Annotated in this window: 21 protein-coding genes; 4 read left to right on the top strand and 17 right to left on the bottom strand. The window is 68.7% G+C overall.

All coding sequences use genetic code 11. The annotated features are described in order from the left end of the window. Nucleotides 1–155: 155 nt before the first annotated feature. On the top strand, nt 156–605 hold the full coding sequence (locus tag GQ57_RS33155; RefSeq protein ID WP_034200087.1) for a membrane protein: 450 nt from the start codon (nt 156–158) through the stop codon (nt 603–605). Nucleotides 606–859: 254 nt separating this feature from the next. After that, entirely contained in the window at nt 860–1,447 is a 588-nt protein-coding gene (locus tag GQ57_RS33150) for a BPSL1445 family SYLF domain-containing lipoprotein (protein WP_031399250.1), read from the top strand. A 91-nt stretch (nt 1,448–1,538) separates the two neighbouring features. On the opposite strand, the gene GQ57_RS33145 is transcribed toward GQ57_RS33150, so the two are convergent. The 9 genes from GQ57_RS33145 to mltG form a co-directional block, all read right to left on the bottom strand. Further along, complete coding sequence (locus tag GQ57_RS33145; RefSeq protein ID WP_031399251.1) at nt 1,539–2,603, bottom strand: glycosyltransferase family 4 protein; 1,065 nt, start codon at nt 2,601–2,603, stop codon at nt 1,539–1,541. Nucleotides 2,604–2,797: 194 nt separating this feature from the next. Further along, nucleotides 2,798–3,973 (bottom strand): AAA family ATPase, encoded by a 1,176-nt coding sequence (locus GQ57_RS33140; RefSeq protein WP_031399252.1) that lies wholly within the window; start codon nt 3,971–3,973, stop codon nt 2,798–2,800. Nucleotides 3,974–4,008: 35 nt separating this feature from the next. Further along, nucleotides 4,009–5,181 (bottom strand): mechanosensitive ion channel family protein, encoded by a 1,173-nt coding sequence (locus GQ57_RS33135; protein WP_031399253.1) that lies wholly within the window; start codon nt 5,179–5,181, stop codon nt 4,009–4,011. Nucleotides 5,182–5,271: 90 nt separating this feature from the next. Then, the gene (locus tag GQ57_RS33130; protein ID WP_031399254.1) at nt 5,272–5,628 is read right to left on the bottom strand and encodes a Rap1a/Tai family immunity protein; all 357 of its coding nucleotides are present in this window, start codon (nt 5,626–5,628) and stop codon (nt 5,272–5,274) included. A gap of 130 nt (nt 5,629–5,758) precedes the next feature. Next, nucleotides 5,759–6,469: an ankyrin repeat domain-containing protein gene (locus GQ57_RS33125; RefSeq protein WP_034200086.1), complete on the bottom strand. Its 711-nt coding sequence runs from the start codon at nt 6,467–6,469 to the stop codon at nt 5,759–5,761. Between the two features lie 43 nt (nt 6,470–6,512). Continuing rightward, the gene (locus GQ57_RS33120; protein WP_031399256.1) at nt 6,513–7,292 is read right to left on the bottom strand and encodes a TatD family hydrolase; all 780 of its coding nucleotides are present in this window, start codon (nt 7,290–7,292) and stop codon (nt 6,513–6,515) included. Nucleotides 7,293–7,416: 124 nt separating this feature from the next. Next, on the bottom strand, nt 7,417–8,445 hold the full coding sequence (locus tag GQ57_RS33115) for a DNA polymerase III subunit delta' (protein ID WP_031399257.1): 1,029 nt from the start codon (nt 8,443–8,445) through the stop codon (nt 7,417–7,419). A 19-nt stretch (nt 8,446–8,464) separates the two neighbouring features. Beyond that, nucleotides 8,465–9,085, bottom strand: a complete 621-nt coding sequence (gene tmk / locus GQ57_RS33110; RefSeq protein ID WP_031399258.1) for a dTMP kinase — start codon at nt 9,083–9,085, stop codon at nt 8,465–8,467. Then, a complete protein-coding gene (gene mltG / locus GQ57_RS33105; protein WP_031399259.1) occupies nt 9,085–10,104 on the bottom strand; it encodes an endolytic transglycosylase MltG in 1,020 nt (339 codons plus the stop codon). Before mltG ends, tmk begins: the two co-directional genes overlap by 1 nt. A 77-nt stretch (nt 10,105–10,181) precedes the next feature. Between mltG and ygfZ the strand changes: the two genes are divergently transcribed. Both ygfZ and GQ57_RS33095 read left to right on the top strand, forming a co-directional pair. Beyond that, nucleotides 10,182–11,216 carry a CAF17-like 4Fe-4S cluster assembly/insertion protein YgfZ gene (gene ygfZ / locus GQ57_RS33100; protein ID WP_034200085.1) on the top strand — a complete coding sequence of 345 codons (1,035 nt, stop codon included), beginning with the start codon at nt 10,182–10,184 and terminating at the stop codon, nt 11,214–11,216. A 76-nt stretch (nt 11,217–11,292) separates the two neighbouring features. Next, nucleotides 11,293–12,138: an NRDE family protein gene (locus GQ57_RS33095; RefSeq protein ID WP_031399261.1), complete on the top strand. Its 846-nt coding sequence runs from the start codon at nt 11,293–11,295 to the stop codon at nt 12,136–12,138. A gap of 33 nt (nt 12,139–12,171) precedes the next feature. On the opposite strand, the gene GQ57_RS33090 is transcribed toward GQ57_RS33095, so the two are convergent. From GQ57_RS33090 to GQ57_RS33055, 8 genes are all read right to left on the bottom strand, one after another. Continuing rightward, complete coding sequence (locus tag GQ57_RS33090; RefSeq protein ID WP_034200084.1) at nt 12,172–12,612, bottom strand: GNAT family N-acetyltransferase; 441 nt, start codon at nt 12,610–12,612, stop codon at nt 12,172–12,174. 42 nt (nt 12,613–12,654) lie between these two features. Beyond that, entirely contained in the window at nt 12,655–13,614 is a 960-nt protein-coding gene (locus tag GQ57_RS33085) for an alpha/beta hydrolase (protein ID WP_034200083.1), read from the bottom strand. 204 nt (nt 13,615–13,818) lie between these two features. Then, on the bottom strand, nt 13,819–14,298 hold the full coding sequence (locus GQ57_RS33080) for a PaaI family thioesterase (RefSeq protein WP_031399264.1): 480 nt from the start codon (nt 14,296–14,298) through the stop codon (nt 13,819–13,821). Then, nucleotides 14,295–14,609, bottom strand: coding sequence for a Dabb family protein (locus GQ57_RS33075; protein ID WP_034200082.1), 315 nt, complete (start codon nt 14,607–14,609; stop codon nt 14,295–14,297). The genes GQ57_RS33080 and GQ57_RS33075 overlap by 4 nt, the downstream gene beginning before the upstream one ends. 434 nt (nt 14,610–15,043) lie before the next feature. Further along, nucleotides 15,044–16,444: a sensor domain-containing diguanylate cyclase gene (locus GQ57_RS33070; protein ID WP_034200081.1), complete on the bottom strand. Its 1,401-nt coding sequence runs from the start codon at nt 16,442–16,444 to the stop codon at nt 15,044–15,046. Between the two features lie 261 nt (nt 16,445–16,705). After that, nucleotides 16,706–17,884 (bottom strand): acetyl-CoA C-acyltransferase, encoded by a 1,179-nt coding sequence (locus GQ57_RS33065; protein WP_034200080.1) that lies wholly within the window; start codon nt 17,882–17,884, stop codon nt 16,706–16,708. Nucleotides 17,885–17,935: 51 nt separating this feature from the next. Further along, the gene (gene pncA, locus GQ57_RS33060) at nt 17,936–18,568 is read right to left on the bottom strand and encodes a bifunctional nicotinamidase/pyrazinamidase (RefSeq protein WP_031399268.1); all 633 of its coding nucleotides are present in this window, start codon (nt 18,566–18,568) and stop codon (nt 17,936–17,938) included. A 43-nt stretch (nt 18,569–18,611) separates the two neighbouring features. Next, nucleotides 18,612–20,696 carry a 3-hydroxyacyl-CoA dehydrogenase NAD-binding domain-containing protein gene (locus GQ57_RS33055; protein WP_031399269.1) on the bottom strand — a complete coding sequence of 695 codons (2,085 nt, stop codon included), beginning with the start codon at nt 20,694–20,696 and terminating at the stop codon, nt 18,612–18,614. Nucleotides 20,697–20,879: the final 183 nt, after the last annotated feature.

Below are 20,879 nucleotides of genomic sequence, written 5' to 3'. Positions count from 1 at the left end.
CCCGCCTTCCCGTCCGCCGTACCGGCCCCGCGACATGGTGCGGCAATTCGCCGCGTTTTCTTCTATGATGGCTGCAATGCGGCCCACCCAAGTAAAAGAAGCGCCATCGGGCCGCCCTCGAGACAGACGCGCCCACGCGTCAAACGGAGGCTTGGATGGCATGGAGACAACACCGCTGGTTCCGCCGCTGGCTGATCGTGATCGTATTCTGGGCCGTGCCTGTCGCGATCGTTGCCGTTCGCGAGATCCGCGAGGAAATGGCCTACAACAAGGCGGATCTGCAGCTCGCCCTGACCACCTGGCAGCTCACCGACACTCAGCAGGCCGCCGGTGCCGCCGCGAAGTGCCACGGTGAACCTGACGAAGCCCGCGCGGCCGGCTGTCCGGCCGACGTGCTCGCCGCCAATGCGCCGCGCCAGCAGGCCGCCCGCGACGAATACGTGCTGCGCCGCAACACGCTTGCGGGCTACCTGTGGCATGCGTTCGTCGGCTACTGGGTCGTCCCGGCCGCGTTCCTGTTCGCCTGCGGCGTCGTGATCGCGCTGATCCGCCGGGCGCTGCGCCGCCCGCCGATCAAGCCTCCCGTCCCGCCCGTCACGCACTGATCGCACATCGACCAGGCACCGCTGCGCCCGCAAGCGCGGCTTGCGCCCGACTGGCCGGCGCTTGCCCGCCGGTGCGGGGGCGGGTCGACGCGCGCGCACCGGTTCGTCCGTTGGCGCGCCGCGACATCCCCGGGCGATTTGACGCTTTTTCACGCGCCGACGAAAAGGGGGTGTAATCCGCTGTGATATAAATGCCGACGTGATCCGCTCCCAGAGCGGGACTCACTCCGAACGTCATCCGATGGAGAAGAACGATGCAAAAACGGAATCTTGTGCTGAAAGCTGCCGCAGCGCTCATCGTCGGTAGCCTCGCGCTCACCGGTTGCACCACCACCCCGGACAAGCCGGACAATGCCGCCACCAACGCGTCGAAGCGTCAGGCGATCGATTCGAGCGTCGACGCGACGCTGTCGCGCCTGTATTCGACGGTCAAGGGTTCGCGCGAGCTCGTCGCGAAGTCGCGCGGCGTGCTCGTGTTCCCGGACGTGATCCAGGCCGGCTTCATCGTCGGCGGCCAGTCCGGCAACGGCGCGCTGCGCGTCGGCGGCAGCACGGTCGGCTACTTCAACACGTCGTCGCTGTCGGTCGGCCTGCAGGCCGGCGCGCAGTCGAAGGCGATCGTGTTCCTGTTCATGACGCAGGATTCGCTCGACGAATTCCGCGGCTCGGACGGCTGGGCAGCCGGCGCCGGCGCCTCGGTCGCGCTCGTGAAGATGGGTGCGAACGGCGCAATCGACACGACCACGGCCACCGCGCCGGTCCAGGTCGTCGTGCTGACGAACGCGGGCCTGATGGGCGACGTGTCGATCAACGGCACGAAGGTCACGAAGCTCAAGATCTGACGCTGGCGCACCGCCCGCGCGCGATGCGCGGGCCCTGCGCAAACGGCGATGTCCTCGCGGGCATCGCCGTTTTTTTTGCGCGCGACACGCGTCAGGTCGTCGAGTCGATCACCTTGAAACGCGAGCGCTTCCGGGCGCGGATCACCGACTGGTAGACGTCGACATACTGCTGCGCCATCCGGCGCGACGTGAAGCGCTCCTCGAAGCGCTGCCGCACGCGCGCACGCGGCAGCAGGTGCAGCCGGTGCACGGCGGCCACCGCGCTGATTTCATCCTCGACGATGAAACCCGACACGCCCTCGTCCACCACTTCGGGCACCGCGCCGCGATTGAACGCGATCACCGGCGTGCCGCACGACATCGCCTCGATCATCACGAGGCCGAACGGCTCGGGCCAGTCGATCGGAAACAGCAGCGCGTGCGCGCCCGACAGGAATTCGGCCTTCTGGTGATCGGCAATCTCGCCGATGTATTCGACATGCGGCAACGCGAAGAGCGGCTTGATCTCGCGCTCGAAGTATTCCTGGTCGGCCGCGTCGATCTTCGCGGCGATCCTGATCGGCAGCCCGCACTGGGCGGCGATGCGGATCGCCGTGTCGACGCGCTTCTCCGGCGAGATGCGCCCGAGGAACGCGAGATAGCGCGGCTCGATCGGCTGCGGCAGGTACAGCGTTTCGGGCAGCCCGTGGTAGACGGTCGTCAGCCATTTCGCCTGCGGCAGCGGCTGGCGCTGCGAATTCGAAATCGAAATCACCGGGGCCGTGTTGAACGTGTCGAACACCGGCTGCTGCTCGGGCAGGTCGAGCCGGCCGTGCAGCGTCGTCACGAACGGCGTCTCCTGCCGGTTGAAGACCGAAAACGAGTAGTAGTCCATGTGGAAATGGAGCACGTCGAACGCCTTCGCGCGGCGTGCGACGGTCTCCATCAGCAACATGTGCGGCGCGACCCGGTCGCGGATCGACGCGTCGAGCCGCAACGCGCGCGGCCAGACGGGCTCCAGCTTCGCCCGCGTCGTCGAATCGCCGCTGGCGAACAGCGTCACGTCATGGCCGAGCTCGACCAGCGCCTCCGTGATGTAGGACACGACGCGCTCCGTGCCGCCGTACAGTTTCGGCGGCACGGATTCGGTCAGCGGCGCGATCTGGGCAATTCTCATGGTCCACGTCTCTCCTGTGTCCGGTCCGTTGCGGCACGGCCGGCGGGCGCCTTCGCCGCCCGCCGGCGATCCGTTCATTATTCGCGATCCCGGCGCCCGGAACCGCCCGTCTTTCATTTTATGGGTGTTGTTACAGCCAGGATACATTCCGCCCGCCAGGCCCGATCGCGCCGGCACGCACACCACGTTGCGCGTCAGCGCGACGGCCACTTCCATGCCGGCAGGTCGCGCGTGTCGGCATCGACGAGCGCGGTCGCGCCGAGCTGCTTGTCGAGCACCAGCGATTCGCAGCCGGCCTCGCGCTCGAGCGTCGCGATGAGCCGCGCCGCATGCGACACGACGAGCACCTGCGAACGCCGCGCGGCCTGTGCGATCAGGCGCCCGAGCGCCGGCAACAGATCGGGATGCAGGCTCGTCTCCGGCTCGTTCAGCACCATCAGCGCCGGCGGCCGCGGCGTCAGCAGCGCGGCCGCGAGCAACAGGTAGCGCAGCGTGCCGTCGGACAGCTCGGCCGCCGCGAGCGGCCGCAGCAGCCCGGGCTGGCGCATCAGCACGTCGAAACGGCCGCGCCCGCCCGGATTGTCGATCAGCACCGACGCGCCGGGAAACGCATCGTCGAGCGCCGCATCGAGCGCCGCGCCGTCGCCGATTTCGCGGATCGTCTGCAACGCGGCGGCGAGGTCGGCCCCGTCGTCCGCGAGCACCGGCGTATGGGTGCCGATATGCGACTGCCGAGCCGGCGCCTGCGCATCGGTCCGGAAATGGTCGTAGAAACGCCACGAGCGGATCCGCTCGCGCACCGCGATCATCTCGGGCGCGCCGGTCGGATCGGCGAACTCGGTCATCATGCTGTCGAAGCTGGCGACCGGCTGCGGAATCGTCCGCCAGTCGCCCGACGCGGTGCGCGCACGGATCTGCGCGCCCTGCCGGTCGACCAGCAGCGTCGACGGGCGCAGCAACGGGCCGCCCCAGATGCACTCGCGCTTGACGACCGGGTCGAGCGAGAACTGCGACCGGCTCGGGGTCGGCAAACCGAGATCGATCGCGTAACCGAAATCGTCGCATGCGAAACCAAGCTTCAGCGCCACGGGCCCGGTGCGCACCGTGCCGGTCACCGGCGCGTCGCCGGCCAGCATCGCCCGCGAGAAGCGTTCGGGGCCGGCCCACAGCGTCGACGGCAATCCGCCCTCGCGGGCGAGCGACGGAATCACGCGCCCCTGCGCGGTGTCGGCAAGCAGCCGCAGCGCGCGGTACACGCTCGACTTGCCGCTGCCGTTCGGCCCCGTGACGACGTTGAGCGCCGCGAGCGGCACGATCAGCTCGCGCAGCGAGCGGTAATTGGCGATGGCGAGCGTGTTCAGCGCGGTCATGGAGATCGGAATGGCGGACAGGTGCCGGGCCGCGTTCAGCGGCGTTCGGCGGCCTGCGGATCGGCTGCCGTGTTGGCCGCCGTGCTGGCGGCGGGCGGCCGCGCATGCGGCCGTTCGGGGTTCGGCGCGTCCTGCGCCGATTCGTGCGGATACAACTCCATGCGGCTGCGCGGCAGGCATTGCGGGTAGTGATCCTGCAGGTAGGCGATCAGGCCTTCGCGCACGCGGCAGCGCAGATCCCAGCACGACGACGAATCGGCCGAGCTGACGAGCGCGCGCAACTGCATCGTGCGCTCCGTCGCGTCGGTCACCTGCAGCACCTGCACGCGGCCATCCCACTCGGGTGCCGCCTGGACGAGCCGCGCGAGCGCATCGCGCAGCGGCGCGAGCGGCGTGCGGTAATCGACCGACAGGTAGACCGTGCCGATGATCTCCGCGCTGCTGCGCGTCCAGTTCGTGAACGGGTTCTCGATGATCCACTGCAACGGCACGACGAGGCGCCGCTGGTCCCACAGCCGCACCGACACGAACGAACCGGTGATTTCCTCGATGCGCCCCCACTCGCCCTGGATCACGACCACGTCGTCGAGCCGGATCGGCTGCGTGAGCGCGATCTGCAGCCCGGCGATCAGGTTGCCGAGCACCGGCCGGGCGGCGATGCCGGCGACCAGGCCCGCGACGCCGGCCGACGCCAGCAGGCTTGCGCCGACCTGGCGCACGTTCGGGAACGTCATCAGCGCAGCGCCGGTGCCGACGATCACGATCAGCACCATCACGGTCCGCACGAGCACCCGGGCCTGCGTATGGATGCGCCGCGCCTGGAGGTTGTCGGCCGTATCGATCGGATGCGCCTGGATGATCGCGTCGCCGACGCCGGCCGCGAGCCGCACCAGCAGCCACGTCAGCGCCACGATGGAGCCGACTGCCGCCGCCGTGCGCATGCCGCGCACGAACGACATGCCGTCGTCCGCCTGGACCCACAGGAATTCGAGCGCCAGCAGCGCGAGCACGACCAGCGACGGCCTGTCGATGTAGCGCAGGATCGCGCTCGTCAGCGGATACGGCTGCGCGACGCGCCGGACGATCCGCGCGCCGAGGCGGTGCACGATCGAGACGACCAGCACGACGATGACCGACACCGCCAGCGTGCCGAGCCATGAATGCAGCGGCGCATCGGCGATGCGCTGCAGTTCCTCGATTGAAATCATCGGCGCCCCGTGGCTGATGAGGCGCTCGCGCCTCGTCCTGGATGCGTCGGCGGCGTCCGGGCAACGTCTGCGCCCGGACACGGCGTCAAATCAGTTGCCGCCCTTGCAGGGAAACGCCTTGCCGAGACCGAGCGACACCGCGGTGCTCGCGTTGTAGTCGGCCAGCTTCGGATTTTCCGCGATGTACTTGCGCACCGCGTCGGTCATCTGCTGCGCCCGGATGTCGGGCGGCAGGCAGAAATACTGGCCGACGCGCGGCCCCGTCGTGCCGCCGATCGCATCGATCGTGTTGTAGACGCCGTCGGCGGCGCCTTCGATGTAGGCCGCGCACGACGCCCGCGACTTGACGTCCGTCTTCGCGCACAGCCGGTCGAGATCCGCGCCCGTGAAAGCCGCCGCCGACAACGGCACGGCAAACGCCGCGGCACAAAACATTGCGCGCAACATGGTGTTCCTTATGTTTATGCGGCCCGAGACCGCCTGCTGTCCTGGCCGGCGCGACGCCGGACGCCGCGCCCCGGCCCGAATCCGGCCGGGCGGACGCCGTCTGCCCCCCGGCCGGTCGCACCCAAAGCCGTTATTTTGCACTCTTTTGGCCATCGGCCGGCGCCGATGCGCCGACGCGCACCGTGCGCTTGCTCAGGATGTCGATCGCGTCCGGCGCGTTGTAGTGCTTCGCGAACTCGAGCGCGGTGATGCCGAGCTGGTTCTTCACCTGCGGATCGGCGCCCTGGTCGAGCAGCAGCGTGACCGTCGACGCATGATTGCCGCGCGCGGCCATCATCAGCGGCGTCGTGCCGTTCGGCGATGCGGTATCGATGTACGCGTCGTGGTCGAGCAGCAGCTTCACGACCGCGTCCTGGCCGTTGGTCGCCGCGTAGTGCAGCGGCGCCCAGCCTTTCTTGCTGACTTCCGCACCCTTGTCGATCAGCAGTTTGGCGAGGCCGAGGTCGCCGTTCAGCGACGCGAGCATCAGCGCGTTCTCGCCAGCCTTGTCTTCCTTCTCGAGGTCGACGTTCGGCGTCGTGGCGAGCGCCGCCGCGACCTTGTCGGACTTCTCGCGCGCCGCGATCACCAGCAGCGGATCGCCGTTCGGCGCGATCGTGTTCGGGTCGAGCTTGCCGCTCTTGAGCTGCTTGCCGATGTCGGCGATGTCGTCGAACTTGACGGCCTTCACGATCGCGTCGAGCGACTCGGCATGCGCGCCGGCCGCGGCGAACAGGCCGCTCGCGACGAGCGCGGCGGCAACGAGGGCGCGCTTCGAGAAATGATGGGTCGACTTCGTCATTGTTGTGGGCTCCTTCCCTGGGTTGTCGGCTGTGCGCGCGTCGTCAGCGGGCGATCTTGAACAGCCGGAAAAAGTTCTGCGTCGTCGCGTCGGCGAGCGCCTCGACAGCGATCCCGCGCTCGGACGCGATAAAGCGTCCGACATGGCTGACGTACGCAGGTTCATTCGGCTTGCCGCGGTACGGCACCGGCGCGAGGTACGGCGAGTCGGTCTCGATCAGCAGCCGGTCGAGCGGCACGCGCCGCGCGACGTCCTGCACGTCGGTCGCGCTCTTGAACGTGACGATGCCCGACAGCGAGATATGGAAGTTCTGCGCGAGCGCCTGCTCGGCAACCGGCCACGGCTCGGTGAAGCAGTGCATCACGCCGCCCGGCACGTCGGCCCGCTCCTCGGCCATGATCCGCAACGTATCCTCAGACGACGAGCGCGTGTGGATGATCAGCGGCTTCATCGTCGCGGTCGCCGCGCGGATGTGGGTGCGAAAGCGTTCGCGCTGCCACTCCATGTCGGCGATCGAGCGACCTTCGAGGCGGTAGTAGTCGAGGCCCGTCTCGCCGATCGCGACGACCTTCGGGTGCGCGGCCAGCTCGACGAGCTCCGCGAGCGTCGGATCGTGCGCATCCTCGTGATCGGGGTGCACGCCGACCGACGCATAGACGTTGTCGTGCGCTTCGGCGATCGCGAGCACCTCGGGCAGCGTCTCGAAATCGACGGACACGCACAGCGCGTGCGTGACGTCGTGCTCGCGCATGTTTTCGAGCACGGCCGGCAGGCGGTCGGCCAGGCCCTTGAAATTGATGTGGCAGTGAGAGTCGACGAACATCGTGTTTCCTGAATTCGTAAGGCGCGCGCTCATGCGCTCGCCGGCAGGTGGCAACGGCCGGCCACGGTCGCGCGGCGGCACGGCCCGGTCATCGCTTCACAACCATGGCGAAATAATGGCGGGATCACGCGAACATATCCCGGTATCCGAGAAACAATTCCTCGAATACGAGCCGCGCGTTGAGCGGATGGTTCTCGACCGTCCGCTGCCGCGTCACGGCTTTCATGAAGCGCGCGAACGCGTTCGCGTCGACCGATTCCGCGCAGCGCGCGAGCGCCGCGGCGTGCGTCGGGAAATAACGCGGCGTGCCCGCCATGCGCTGTGCGAGCAGATCGTACAGCCAGCGCTGCAGCCACCCGAGCACCAGCGGCACCGGCAGCTTCTGCAGCGCCTCGCCGCACGCGAACGGGTCGCACGCCGCACCGGCCGCGAGTTGCCCGAGCGTGTAGTCGCGCAACGGGCGATTCTCGTCGCTCGCGAGCGCCAGCGCGGCGAGCGGCGCGCCGCCGGCCTCGGCAAGCAGCGCGCTCGCGTGGTCGACGCCCTGCGCCGCGAGCCAGGCCGCGGCCGCATCCGGCGCCGGCACGCTCATCGGCCACTGCCGGCAGCGGCTGATGATCGTCGGCAACAGGCGGTCGATGCGCGCCGACACGAGCAGGAACACCACGCCGGACGGCGGCTCTTCCAGCGTCTTCAGCAGCGCGTTCGACGCGGCGACGTTCAGCGCCTCGGCCGGATACAGCACGACGACGCGCGCGCCGCCGCGGTGCGAACCGACCCCGCAGAAGTCGAGCAGCGCGCGCACCTGCTCGATCTTGATTTCCTTGCTCGGCGCGCGCGTCTTCTTGCCGCCTTCGTCCGCGTCGGCCGGCTTCGCGTCGTCCGCGGCGCCCGGCGCTTCGCCCGCCAGCGCCTCGGGCAGCACGATCCGGTAGTCCGGGTGGTTGCCCTGCGAGAACCAGGTACAGGCCGCACAGGCGCCGCACGGCTCGCCGTTCGGCCGCGGCGATTCGCACAGGAAGCCCTGTGCGAGATGCTGCGCGAACTGCAGCTTGCCGATCCCGGCCTGGCCATGCAGCAGCAGCGCGTGCGGCCATTGCGCGCGCAATTGCTGCAGGCGGTTCCAGTCGTCGGTCTGCCACGGATAGATCATGGGGTGCGTTCCTTGCGAATTACAGCGCGGCGAGCACGCGTTCCAGCTGCTGGCGGATCTCGGGAATCGACTGCGTCGCGTCGACGATCGCGAAACGGTGCGGCGCCTCTTCCGCGCGCCGCAGGTATTCGCCGCGCGTGCGCGCGAAAAAGGCGTCGGATTCGCTTTCGAACTTGTCGGGCATGCGCGCCGCGCCGCGCCGCTCGCTCGCGATCTGCGGCGCCACGTCGAACAGCACCGTCAGGTCGGGCTGGAAGCCGCCCTGCACCCAGCGCTCGAGCGCCTCCAGCTTGTCGCGCGGCAGCCCGCGGCCGCCGCCCTGGTACGCGAACGTCGCGTCGGTAAAGCGGTCGGACACGACCCAGTCGCCGCGCGCGAGCGCCGGCTCGATCACCAGCGCCAGGTGCTCGCGGCGCGCGGCGAACATCAGCAGCGCTTCCGTTTCGAGATCCATCGGCTGGTTCAGCAGGATCTCGCGCAGTTTCTCGCCGAGCTGCGTGCCGCCCGGCTCGCGGGTCACGACGACCTGCCGGCCGGCCGCGGCCAGCTTGCCCTGGAGACGTTCGCAGAACCATTGCAGGTGGGTGGTTTTCCCCGCCCCGTCGATGCCTTCGAACGTGATGAATTTACCGCTCGCCATTATTGACCTCGTATGTACTTGTCCACGGCCTTGTTGTGGTCGCCGAGGGTGTCCGAGAACACGCTCGTGCCATCGCCCTTCGCCACGAAATAGAGCGCGCTCGTCTGGGCCGGATTGATCGCCGCCTGCAGCGCGGCAACGCCCGGCAACGCGATCGGCGTCGGCGGCAGGCCGCGTCGGGTGTAAGTATTGTAGGGAGTGTCGGCCTGCAGGTCGCGCTTGCGCAGACGGCCGTCGTACGCGTCGCCCAGCCCGTAGATCACCGACGGATCGGTCTGCAGCGGCATGCCGATGCGCAACCGGTTCGCGAACACGGCCGCGACGAACGCGCGGTCGGCCGCATGCCCCGTTTCCTTCTCGACGATCGACGCGATCGTCAGCGCTTCGTAAGGTGTCCGGTACGGCAGGCCCGGCGCGCGTGCGGCCCAGGCCTCGTCGAGACGCGTCTGCATCAGATGGTAGGCGCGCCGGTAGATGTTCAGGTCGCTCGTGCCCTTGTCGAACAGATAGGTATCGGGGAAGAACAGTCCCTCGCCGCTGCCGCGCCGCACCGCGTTGTCCGACGCCCCGATCGCGCGCAGCAGCTCGGCGTCGCTCATGCCGGACGTCGCGTGCGCAAGATCCGGGTTCGCATCGAGTTCCGCGCGCATCCGCTTGAAGGTCCAGCCTTCGATGACGGTCGCGACGTACTCGTTCACGTCGCCGCGCGCGATCTTCTGCAGCACCTCGTAAGGCGTGATGCCGGTCTTGAATTCGTAGTTGCCGGATTTCAGGCGGCTCGACAGCCCGAGCACGCGCGTCATCGCGACGAAGCCGAGCGGCTCGACCGGCACGCCGCCGCGCCTGAGCTGCAGCGCAACGCTTTTCACGCTGCTGCGCGGCTTGATCGTGACGTCGAGCGACGCCGAGCCCAGCAACAGCGGCCGGGTTGCCCAGTAATATCCGCCGCCCGCGCCGGCAGCGGCCACAACAACGGCCAGCGCCACGATCGTCGCGGCGCATTTCTTCAGTAGGGACATGGAAACGTGACTCAGGTAAGACCCATATAATACTTGCTCGCCTTCGTCAAAGTCAGGGTTGACTGTTCCCTCATTCCATGAGTACACCGTTCGCTTCACCGGCTGTCCCGGCCGCGCCCGCCTCGCTCCCCGTGTTCCCTCGCCCGTCCGCCGCCGATTTCGACGCGCCGGGCGCCTGCATGCCGCTTCCGCAGTTCGGCGTGATCGACGTGGCCGGCGACGACGCCGCGACGTTCCTGCACAGCCAGCTCACCAACGATATCGAGCACCTCGACGCCGCGAGCGCGCGGCTGTCCGGCTATTGTTCGCCGAAGGGGCGCCTCCTCGGGTCGTTCCTCGCGTGGCGGGCCGGCCACGGCGTGCGCCTGCTGGTGTCGAAGGACGTGCAGCGGGCCGTGCAGAAGCGGCTGTCGATGTTCGTGCTGCGCGCGAAGGCGAAGCTGACGGATGCGAGCGATACGCTCGCGGTGGCCGGTTTCGCGGGCGACGTGCGCGACGCGCTGTCCGGCATCTTCGACGCGCTGCCGGACGGCGTGCACGTGAAGGTCGACGGCCCGGCCGGCACGCTGATCCGCGTGCCCGATGCGGCCGGCCGCAAGCGCTACCTGTGGATCGGCTCGCGCGCGGAAGTCGATGCGCGCATCGCTGCGCTCGCCGGCACGCTGCCGGTCGTGTCGCCGGCCGTCTGGGACTGGCTCGACATCCGCGCGGGCGAACCGCGCATCACGCAGCCGGCGGTCGAGCAGTTTGTGCCGCAGATGGTCAACTTCGACGTGATCGGTGCCGTTAACTTTCGCAAGGGGTGCTACCCGGGCCAGGAAATCGTTGCGCGCAGCCAGTACCGCGGCACGATCAAGCGCCGCACCGCGCTCGCGCATGTCGCCGGCGAGACCGACGCCGTGCATGCCGGCGTCGAGCTGTTTCACAGCGACGATCCCGGCCAGCCGTGCGGGATGATCGTAAACGCGGCGGCCGCGCCCGCGGGCGGCGTCGACGCGCTCGTCGAAATCAAGCTCGCGGCGCTCGACAACGGCACGGTGCACCTCGGTTCGGCCGACGGTCCGGTGCTTGCATTCGACACGCTGCCGTACGCATGGCCGACGGAAGTGTGACGCACTGACAACCCGTTCGCGCGCCGGCTGGCAAGTCGCAGCCGGCACCCGATGTTTCCTGCGAGAGATTCGCCCGATGTGTCTGATTGCCTTCGACTGGCAGCCCGATGCCGCCGCCGGTCCCGTCTTTACCCTCGCCGCCAATCGCGACGAGTTCTTTCGCCGGACGAGTGCACCGCTCTCGTGGTGGGAAGATGTACCGGGCGTACTGGCCGGCCGCGATCTCGAAGCCGGCGGCACGTGGCTCGGCGTGTCGCGCGACGGCCGCTTCGCCGCGCTGACGAACTACCGCGCGCCGTTCGACATCCGCGCCGGCGCGCCGACCCGCGGCAAGCTCGTGTCCGATTTCCTCGGCGGCCAGCCGGTTGGGCCGCTCGACTATCTCGGGCAGCTGGCCGAGCATGCGGCCGTCTACAACGGCTTCAACCTGCTCGTCGGCGACTGGAAACGGCGCGAACTCGCGTGGTTCTGCAACCGCGCGCCTGACGGCGAAAGCAGTGTCGCCGCGCCCGTCGCCATCGCACCCGGCGTGCACGCGCTGTCGAATGCGCGGCTCGATACGCCCTGGCCGAAAGTGGTGCGCAAGCGCGCGGAGCTCGGCACGCTGCTCACCGACAATCCGGCCCCGCCGCTCGATGAACTGATCGCGCTGATGCGCGACCCGCATGTCGCAGACGACGACGCGCTGCCGCACACCGGCATTCCGATCGAGCGTGAGCGGGCGCTGTCGGCCGCGTTCATCGAGACACCCGAATACGGCACGCGCGGCACGACCGCGCTGCGCGTCACGATGAAGGAAGGCGTGCGGCTGACGGTCGAGATCAAGGAACGCTGCGACGACGACGGTTCGCACCGCACCGTCCGCCCCGGCACGTTCGAGCGCGCGTTCACGTTCGATCTCGACGCGACGCGGCCGCGCTGAACGTGCCGGCGCGCTGATCGGGCGCGCGCCGCGCTACGGTGCGCGCGCCATCTCGACGTGCGGCACGCCCGCTTCGACGAACGGTTCGCCGACCGTGGCGAAACCGTGCCGCAGATAAAACGACACGGCCGAATCCTGCGCGTAAAGCCGCACGACACGCTCGCCACGGTACCGCGCCGCCGCCAGCAACGCGGTCAATACGGCCGACCCGACGCCCTGCCCGCGCATATCGGCCAGCACCGCGACGCGGCCGATCGTGCCGGACGGCAGCAGCCGCCCCGTTGCGACCGCGCGACGTGCGCCGGTTGCCGCTTCGACCCGGTACGCCACCGCGTGAAGCGACAGCGGATCGTCGTCGTCAAGCTCCCATTCGGGCGGAATCCGCTGCTCGCGCACGAATACCGCGTCGCGGATCCGCGCAGCGTCGCCGCCCAGTACCGTCCAGTGGCCCGTTTCCACCCCGCCGTTCGTCATCGCAGCCCTCCACGCGGCACGCAGGCCGCCAAGCGCCCACCGTCAGACGTCGTCGAATGCGGCCTTCAGCGCCGCGACCGCGTCGACATGCGCGGCCCGCACCTCCGGCACGTAGCCGCCCATCTTGAAGAATTCGTGAATCATCCCCGGATAGCAGACCAGCGTGACCGCGTTGCCGGCCGCGCGCAGCTTGTCCGCATACGCGGCGCCCTCGTCGCTCAGCGGATCGTACTCGGCCGTCGCGATCCACGCCGGCGCGACGCCCTCGAACGACGGCGCATCGCGCGTGCCGTCGAGCGGCGCGAAGCGCCAGTCGTCGCGGTCGGCGTCGTTGCGCACGTATTGCGTGAAGAACCACTGGATCGTGTCCTGCGTCAGCAGGTAGCCGTTCGCGAGCCGCGCGTGAGATTCGGTGTCCTGGAAGCCCGTTACGCCCGGATAGATCAGCAGTTGCAGCGCCAGCGGAATGCCGGCGTCGCGCGCCAGCACCGCGCAGACGGTCGCGAGCGTGCCGCCCGCGCTGTCGCCGCCGACCGCCAATCGCGCGGCATCGATGCCGAACGCCGCGGCCTCGCGATGCAGCCACCGCAACGCGTCGTCGGCGTCGTTCACCGCGGTCGGGAACCGGTGCTCGGGCGCGAGCCGGTAGCCGACCGACAGCACCGCGCACTGCGCCTCGTGCGCGAACATCCGGCACAGCACATCGTGCGTATCGACGCTGCCGACCGTGAAGCCGCCACCGTGGTAATAGACGAACGCAGGAAGCGGCTCCGCAAGGCTCGGCGCGACCGGCAGGTACAGCCGCGCGCCGATCGTGCCGCCGTCGCGCGTCGGCACGACGCATTCCTCGACCGAGTGCATCGGCGCGGGCGCGACATCGAGAATCGGCGCGCTCTTCTCGTATGCGGCGCGCGCCTGCTGCGGCGTCTGCCGGTGATAGGACGGACGTTTCGCACGCTCGATCATGTCGAGCACCTGGGCGATCTTCGGATTCAGCGGCATCGATTGGGACGGCGCCGGTGCGACGCCGTGAACGGACAAGCGTCACATGATGCCACGCCCGCGGCGCGCGGGCGTGGTGCGCTTCGCGCGTCGCAATCCCGGCCCTCCTTCGGCCTGCCGTGAACGCGCTCGACGTACACATGCGCTCCGCAAAACAGAACGGCCCTGCCAGTAGCAACGAGGCAGGGCCGTGCGTTCCGGCACTTACGCGTCGCTCGGGCCGGGCTGGGCGTCGGGCGCCGTGCGCGAGCGTTGCCGCTTGATGTCGCGGCCCACCGCGAGCCGCCGCATGTACTTGAACGTGCCGAGCGCCTTCGCGACGAAATTGCCGTCGCTGTCGCGTACTTCGCCTTCGCAGTAGGCCATCGTCGTCGAGCGGTGCATCACGCGCCCGTAAGCGCGCAACTCGCCGCGCCCCGGCTGCATGAAGTTCACCTTCATCTCGACCGTCACGACGCCGACGCCGTCGTCGGTCAGGCTGCGTGCGGCCATCGCGAGCGCGATGTCCGCGAGCGTCATCGTCACGCCGCCGTGCGCGATGCTCCACGTGTTCATGTGCCGCTCTTCGAGCGGCAGCATGAGCTCGCTCGCGCCGTCCTTCGCGGACACGAGCTGCACGCCGAGCAGGTCGACGAACGGGCTTTCGATCGACGGGCCGTCCGTCGGGGTTGCCGCGTCGCTCATCGTGCGATGTCGACGATGTAGTCGACGCATTCGCGCGACTCGGCCACCGCGACGACGAATTTCTTCACTTCCTGGTGAACCGGGTGCACCTGGTAGGCATCGAGCGCCGCCTTGTCCGAGAAATCGGACACGAGCACGATGTCGGCGGTCGCGTCGAGGCCAGGCGTTGCCACGCCGACGTCGATCTGCAGGGTGCCCGGCACGAGGTCGCGGCAGCCTTCGAGCTTTTCCTTCAGCTTCAGCGCGTTCTGCGCGCGCGTCGCGCCTTCGGCCGATTCCTTCAACTTCCACATGACGATATGTCTGATCACTTCGTTCGCTCCAGTTCGTTTTGGCGCCGGGATTGACCCTGCAACCCTTGTCGGTCGGGCACCTTCGGCCCTCTTGCCGTTCGCTCGCGTTCGCCTGAAATTGCACGCGGCCGGGAAAACGCGGGCGGGAAAGCGGGTATCACGTTACCCCGCCCAACGCCCCCCCGCTTTTTCGCCATGCCGCTTGCCGACGTCAAGGCGCGACAAGCGAAGGCAGGCAACAAGCCTACCAAACTTACCGATATCGATGGACTGTATCTTGAAGTGCGTCCGCCCGGCGCCGGGCTCAGGACATACTGAAACAGGATGACCGCACCGAAGAATCCATGCGAGAACGACGAATACCCGGCCACGCGCCGCCAAAACGCGCATATAGCCCCTTGCACGACCAGCGATCGCGACGACGACCTCGCATCACAACGCGCGACAGCACATCACCGCGACACAACCCGATTCCGCCCTTCCCGTTTCGCCTGGTACAGCCGTTCGTCGACCACGCGCAGCAATGCATCGACGGTGCTGCCGTCGGTCCCGTATTGCGCGACGCCGACGCTGACCGTCACCTGCACGCGCTTGAAATCGAGCCCGAACGGTGAGCTCGCGATCGACGAGCGCACGCGCTCGGCCGTCATCCGCGCGCCTTCGAGCGGCATTTCCGGCAGCAGCGCCATGAATTCCTCGCCGCCGACGCGCGCGAGCCCGCCCGCCGGCCGGATCGCATCGAGACACTGGCGCACGACGCCGCGCAGCACCTCGTCGCCGATCTGGTGCCCGTACGCATCGTTGATGTTCTTGAAATTGTCGAGATCGAGCGCCAGCAGGCAAAACGGCGTGCCGTCGCGCTCGGCCCGCACCATTTCGCGCTCGACCTGCGCGATGAACTGCCGGCGGTTCGACGCGCCCGTCATCGGATCGGTCGCGGCCATGTATTCGAGCTTCTGGTTCGTGCGTCGCAGTTCCTGCAGCGCACTCTCGGTGCGCGCCATCGACTCCGACAACCGGCTCATCAGGTCTTCCTGGCTGTAGATCGCTGAAAACGAGCGCGTGGTCTGCAGCGCCTGCACGACGCCGTAGCTGAGCAGGAAGAAGCCCCCCGCGAAGATCGCGTGCGCAAGCCACCACATGTGATTCCACGGCTTGCCGAGAATGAACGCGAGCGACGACAGCGCGAACGCCATGATCGACACGCCGTAGATCACCATGAGCGGCGAGCGGATCCGCCGCGCGAGCAGCACGGCGACGTTCAGCAACGAAAACACGAGCGCACCGCCCTCCATCGACAGCCGCGTGCCCGGCGCGCCCGCAACCGGCGAATACGCGACGTACGCCACGGCCACGTTGACGATCAGGAAGAACACGATCCACGGCAGCCACGTGCTCACGCTCGTGCGCTTCTCGATACGGTCGGGCGGACGCGAATACGACAGCAGGCCCGTCAGCAGCAGGATCGACATCACGAGCCGCGACGCGGGCCCGTACAGCAGGAACAGCCAGATATTGTGGTGCGCCATCCCGGTGAAGGCGCCGTGCAGCGAATAGATCATCGCGAAGCCGAGGAAGCCTAGCGTCAACCAGCGCAGCAGCGGCTCGCCGGACGACCGGTAGCACACCCACGTCACGTAGGTGACGAACGCGCCCTCGAGGGTCGCGGCCGCAATCGCGATTTCATGGAACGCGTGATTCTCGAACACGACGCCCGGGTCGCTGAAGAACCACAGATAGGCGATCAGATAAGCCGGCAGCAGCGCGAATCCGACCAGCAGGCATTTCGCATAGAGCCGCGCGGCTGCGCTGACGACACGCGGCGGTTCCCCGGCTGCATAGGTCGTACTCATTCGATCCCCGGTCGGTCTGCTGCGTGGGTTCGCGCCTTGGCGGCACGGCTCGCGCAACGCGCGATCCGGCCCATCGTGCCGAAAGGCAAATGTCAGAGCAAGTATAGGTGGGGCAATTCGTTTGACAAGTCAGGGGAAACGGCATTGTCCGGCGCATGCCTTTTACTTCCCCATCGTTTCGAATCGCGCGTCGATCGCACCGATTCACATCGCGGCCGCCGGCCTCGCCGAAGCGAAACCGCGGCCGCCCGGCACCAAAGATCAGAGGATTTCGAACAGGCCGGCCGCGCCCTGCCCGCCGCCGATGCACATCGTGACGACCACGTATTTCACGCCGCGCCGCTTGCCTTCGATCAGCGCATGGCCCGTCAGGCGCGCACCCGACACGCCGTACGGATGGCCGACCGCGATCGCGCCGCCGTTCACGTTCAGGCGATCCTCAGGAATCCCGAGCGTATCGCGGCAGTACAGCACCTGTACCGCGAACGCTTCGTTCAGTTCCCACAGGCCGATGTCGTCGACCGTCAGCCCTGCCTGCTTGAGCAGCTTGGGCACCGCGAACACGGGCCCGATGCCCATCTCGTCCGGCTCGCAGCCGGCCACCGCGAAGCCGCGGAACACGCCCATCGGCTGCAGCCCTTCGCGCTGCGCGGCATCGGCGCTCATCACGACGCATGCCGACGCGCCGTCCGAGAACTGGCTCGCGTTGCCGGCGGTGATCACGCCGCCCGGCACGGCCGAACGGATCTTCGACACGCCTTCGAGCGTCGTATCGGGACGGATGCCTTCGTCGGCCGACACCGTCACTTCCTTCGTGAACAGGCGGCCCGTCGCCTTGTCGGCGATGCCCGCGAGCACGGTGATCGGCACGATCTCGTCGCGAAAGCGCCCGGCTTCCTGCGCCGCCGCGGCACGCAGTTGCGACTGCACGCCGTACGCGTCCTGCCGCTCCTTCGCGATGCCGTAGCGCTTCGCGACGTTCTCGGCCGTCTGCAGCATGTTCCAGTAGATCTCGGGCTTGTGCTCGGCGAGCCAGCCTTCCCGGAGCATGTGCCGGTTCATCTCGTTCTGCACGCACGAGATCGATTCGACGCCGCCTGCGACATACACGTCGCCTTCGCCCGCGACGATCCGCTGCGCGGCCAGCGCAATGGCCTGCAGCCCCGACGAACAGAAACGGTTCACCGTCATCCCCGGCACCGTCACGGGCAGCCCCGCGCGCAACGCGATCTGCCGCGCGATGTTCGCGCCGGTCGCGCCCTCGGGGTTCGCGCAGCCCATGATCACGTCCTCGACGCGGGCCGGGTCGAGCTTTGCGCGCTCGAGCGCGGCCGCGACCACATGGCCGCCGAGCGTGGCGCCGTGCGTCATGTTGAAGGCGCCGCGCCAGGATTTCGCGAGCGGCGTGCGGGCAGTCGATACGATTACGGCTTCGGTCATGCGAGTCTCCTTCGGTCCTGCTTCATGTCCTGATTCGGATGGGGAAATGCGCTACGCCGCCGGGCGCGCGCCCGCGGACGTCACGTGTGCGACGCCCGCCGCCTGCATCTGCTGCCATGCGCGCGCGAGCGACCCGTTCAGGTCGATCGCACGGCACGCATCGTTGATCACCGCGGCCTCGAAACCGGCCGCGCGCGCATCGAGCGCCGACCACGCGACGCAATAGTCGGTCGCGAGCCCGCAGCACCACACGCGCTTCGCGCCGAGCTCGCGCAGATAGCCCGCGAGCCCCGTGCGCGTCGTGCGGTCGGCCTCGACGAACGCCGAATAGCTGTCGACCTGTGCGTCGCCGCCCTTGCGGATCACGAGCCGCGCATGCGGAATGTCGAGGTCGCGATGCAGCGCCGCGCCGTCGGTGTCCTGCACGCAGTGCACGGGCCACAGCACCTGCTCGCCGTACGGCAGCGCGAGCGTGGAGAACGGCTCGCGGCCCGGATGGTTCGCCGCGAACGACACGTGTTCGCGCGGATGCCAGTCCTGCGTCAGCACGACCTGGTCGAAGCGCCGGGCCAGCGCGTTGATCGCCGGCACGACCGCATCGCCGTCCGGCACCGCGAGCGCGCCGCCCGGCATGAAGTCGTATTGCACGTCGATCACGAGCAGTACGTCGTCGGTGCGTTTCATCGCATGTCTCCAGACGGAATCGGCCGCGCCGCCATGCGGTGCGTCAGCCGTTGAACCCGCGGCCGGCTTCCGCCAGCGCCGCGATGGACGGTGCGAGCTGCCACGCGTCGCCGTTCGGCGCGGCCGCGTAGCGGCGAATCGCGCGCTCGACGTTGTAGAGGCCGACCGTGTCCGCGTACAGCATCGGGCCGCCGCGCCACAGCGGGAAGCCATAGCCGGTCAGGTAGACCATGTCGATGTCGGACGCCTTCGACGCGATCTTCTCCTCGAGGATCTTCGCGCCTTCGTTGACGAGCGCGAACACCAGCCGCTCGACGATCTCGTCGTCGCCGATCTTGCGCCGCTCGACGCCGCGCTCCTTCGCATACGCGACGACCAGCTCGTCGACGACCGACGACGGCTTCGCCTTGCGCTCGCCCGGCACGTAGTCGTACCAGCCGGCGCCCGTCTTCTGGCCGAAGCGGCCTTGCTCGCACAGGCGGTCGGCGATCTTCGAGTAATGCAGGTCGGGCTGCTCGACGTAGCGGCGCTTGCGGATCGCCCAGCCGATGTCGTTGCCGGCGAGGTCGCTCATCCGGAACGGGCCCATCGCGAAGCCGAACTTCTCGATCGCGCGGTCGACCTGCGCGGGCAGCGCGCCCTCCTCGAGCATGAACAGCGCCTGACGGATGTACTGCTCGATCATCCGGTTGCCGATGAAGCCGTCGCACACGCCGGACACGACCGCCGTCTTGCGGATCTTCTTCGCGACCGCCATCACGGTCGCGAGCACGTCCTTCGCGGTCTGCGCGCCGCGCACGACCTCGAGCAGCTTCATCACGTTCGCCGGGCTGAAGAAGTGCATGCCGACGACATCCTGGGGACGTTTCGTGAACGCCGCGATCCGGTCGACGTCGAGCGTCGACGTGTTCGACGCGAGGATCGCGCCCGGCTTCGCGACTTCGTCGAGGCGGCGGAACACCTGCTCCTTCACGCCGAGTTCCTCGAATACGGCCTCGACGATCAGGTCGGCGTCCTTCAGGTCGTCGTAGGACAGCGTCGGCGTGATCAGCGCCATGCGCGCGTCGAGCTTCTCCTGCGTGAGCTTGCCCTTCTTCACCTGCGCGTCGTAGTTCTTGCGGATCGTCGCGACGCCGCGCTCGAGCGCCTCCTGCTTCGTCTCGAGCAGCGTGACGGGCAGGCCCGCGTTGACGAAATTCATCGCGATCCCGCCGCCCATCGTGCCGGCGCCGATCACGCCGACGCGGCGAATCTCGCGCAGCGGCGTATCGGCCGGCACATCGGGAATCTTGCTCGCCGCGCGCTCGCCGAAAAACGCGTGCCGCAGCGCGCGGCTTTCCGGCGTCATCATCAGCGCGATGAAACCCTCGCGCTCGGCAATGCTGCCCTTGTCGAAACCGTGCAGCACGCCGGCCTCGATCGCGTCGATGCACTTGTGCGGCGCGGGGAAATTCGGCGCGGCGGCCTGCGCGGAATTGCGCGCGAACTGGATGAAGCCCGCGGCGTTCGCGTGGACGATCTCGCGATCGCGCACGCGCGGATGCGGCCCCTGCCGGGCGCCGGCCTGGCGCGCGAGCGCGACGGCCGCGTCGAGCAGGTCGCCATCGGCCATTGCGTCGAACAGCCCGCTCTTCGCGAGTTGCTCCGACGGCACGGGCGCGCCCGACACGATCATGTTCAGCGCGGTTTCGAGCCCCACCGCTCGCGGCAGGCGCTGCGTGCCGCCCGCGCCCGGCAGCAGGCCGAGCTTCACCTCGGGCAGCGCGACCTGCGCGCCGGGCGCCGCGACGCGGTAATGCGCGCCGAGCGCCAGCTCGAGGCCGCCGCCCATCACGACGCTGTGCAGCGCCGCGACGACGGGCTTCGCGCTCGCCTCCACCGCGCGGATCACGGTGTGCAGCGTCGGCTCCTGCAGGGCCTTCGGCGTGCCGAATTCGGTGATGTCGGCGCCGCCCGAGAATGCGCGTCCCGCGCCGGTCAGCACGATGGCCGTGACCGACGGATCCTGCGCGGCGCGCTCGAGCCCGTCCATGAGGCCCCGGCGGGTCGACAGGCCGAGCCCGTTGACGGGCGGATTGTTGAGCGTGAGGACGGCCACGCCGTCGCGAGTCGAGTAATCCACTGCCATCTGCCTGCCTCCATGCATCGCGCGCCGGGGTGGCTGCGCTTCATTGTGCGCGGTCGAACGGCCGCATGTCCGGATCGAACGGAGGCAGCATACAACGAAAAAGCACGGTCGTTCAATTTGAATTTTGTTCCCGATCCGGGGACGGATCGGGCGACCGGCTCGCGGGCCGCCGCCGGCCCGGGC

The organism is Burkholderia sp. MSh2 (assembly GCF_000731655.1).
Lineage (GTDB): Bacteria > Pseudomonadota > Gammaproteobacteria > Burkholderiales > Burkholderiaceae > Burkholderia > Burkholderia paludis.
Note: the sequence above shows the minus strand (reverse complement) of the source record. Positions and strands in the feature narration are given on the sequence as shown.

Excerpts from the sequence above, each read along its gene's own strand:
- GQ57_RS33155 (WP_034200087.1), top strand. The coding sequence starts at position 156 with ATGGCATGGAGACAACACCGCTGGTTCCGCCGCTGGCTGATCGTGATC.
- GQ57_RS33150 (WP_031399250.1), top strand. The coding sequence starts at position 860 with ATGCAAAAACGGAATCTTGTGCTGAAAGCTGCCGCAGCGCTCATCGTC.
- GQ57_RS33145 (WP_031399251.1), bottom strand. The coding sequence starts at position 2,603 with ATGAGAATTGCCCAGATCGCGCCGCTGACCGAATCCGTGCCGCCGAAA.
- GQ57_RS33140 (WP_031399252.1), bottom strand. The coding sequence starts at position 3,973 with ATGACCGCGCTGAACACGCTCGCCATCGCCAATTACCGCTCGCTGCGC.
- GQ57_RS33135 (WP_031399253.1), bottom strand. The coding sequence starts at position 5,181 with ATGATTTCAATCGAGGAACTGCAGCGCATCGCCGATGCGCCGCTGCAT.
- GQ57_RS33130 (WP_031399254.1), bottom strand. The coding sequence starts at position 5,628 with ATGTTGCGCGCAATGTTTTGTGCCGCGGCGTTTGCCGTGCCGTTGTCG.
- GQ57_RS33125 (WP_034200086.1), bottom strand. The coding sequence starts at position 6,469 with ATGACGAAGTCGACCCATCATTTCTCGAAGCGCGCCCTCGTTGCCGCC.
- GQ57_RS33120 (WP_031399256.1), bottom strand. The coding sequence starts at position 7,292 with ATGTTCGTCGACTCTCACTGCCACATCAATTTCAAGGGCCTGGCCGAC.
- GQ57_RS33115 (WP_031399257.1), bottom strand. The coding sequence starts at position 8,445 with ATGATCTATCCGTGGCAGACCGACGACTGGAACCGCCTGCAGCAATTG.
- tmk (WP_031399258.1), bottom strand. The coding sequence starts at position 9,085 with ATGGCGAGCGGTAAATTCATCACGTTCGAAGGCATCGACGGGGCGGGG.
- mltG (WP_031399259.1), bottom strand. The coding sequence starts at position 10,104 with ATGTCCCTACTGAAGAAATGCGCCGCGACGATCGTGGCGCTGGCCGTT.
- ygfZ (WP_034200085.1), top strand. The coding sequence starts at position 10,182 with ATGAGTACACCGTTCGCTTCACCGGCTGTCCCGGCCGCGCCCGCCTCG.
- GQ57_RS33095 (WP_031399261.1), top strand. The coding sequence starts at position 11,293 with ATGTGTCTGATTGCCTTCGACTGGCAGCCCGATGCCGCCGCCGGTCCC.
- GQ57_RS33090 (WP_034200084.1), bottom strand. The coding sequence starts at position 12,612 with ATGACGAACGGCGGGGTGGAAACGGGCCACTGGACGGTACTGGGCGGC.
- GQ57_RS33085 (WP_034200083.1), bottom strand. The coding sequence starts at position 13,614 with ATGCCGCTGAATCCGAAGATCGCCCAGGTGCTCGACATGATCGAGCGT.
- GQ57_RS33080 (WP_031399264.1), bottom strand. The coding sequence starts at position 14,298 with ATGAGCGACGCGGCAACCCCGACGGACGGCCCGTCGATCGAAAGCCCG.
- GQ57_RS33070 (WP_034200081.1), bottom strand. The coding sequence starts at position 16,444 with ATGAGTACGACCTATGCAGCCGGGGAACCGCCGCGTGTCGTCAGCGCA.
- GQ57_RS33065 (WP_034200080.1), bottom strand. The coding sequence starts at position 17,884 with ATGACCGAAGCCGTAATCGTATCGACTGCCCGCACGCCGCTCGCGAAA.
- pncA (WP_031399268.1), bottom strand. The coding sequence starts at position 18,568 with ATGAAACGCACCGACGACGTACTGCTCGTGATCGACGTGCAATACGAC.
- GQ57_RS33055 (WP_031399269.1), bottom strand. The coding sequence starts at position 20,696 with ATGGCAGTGGATTACTCGACTCGCGACGGCGTGGCCGTCCTCACGCTC.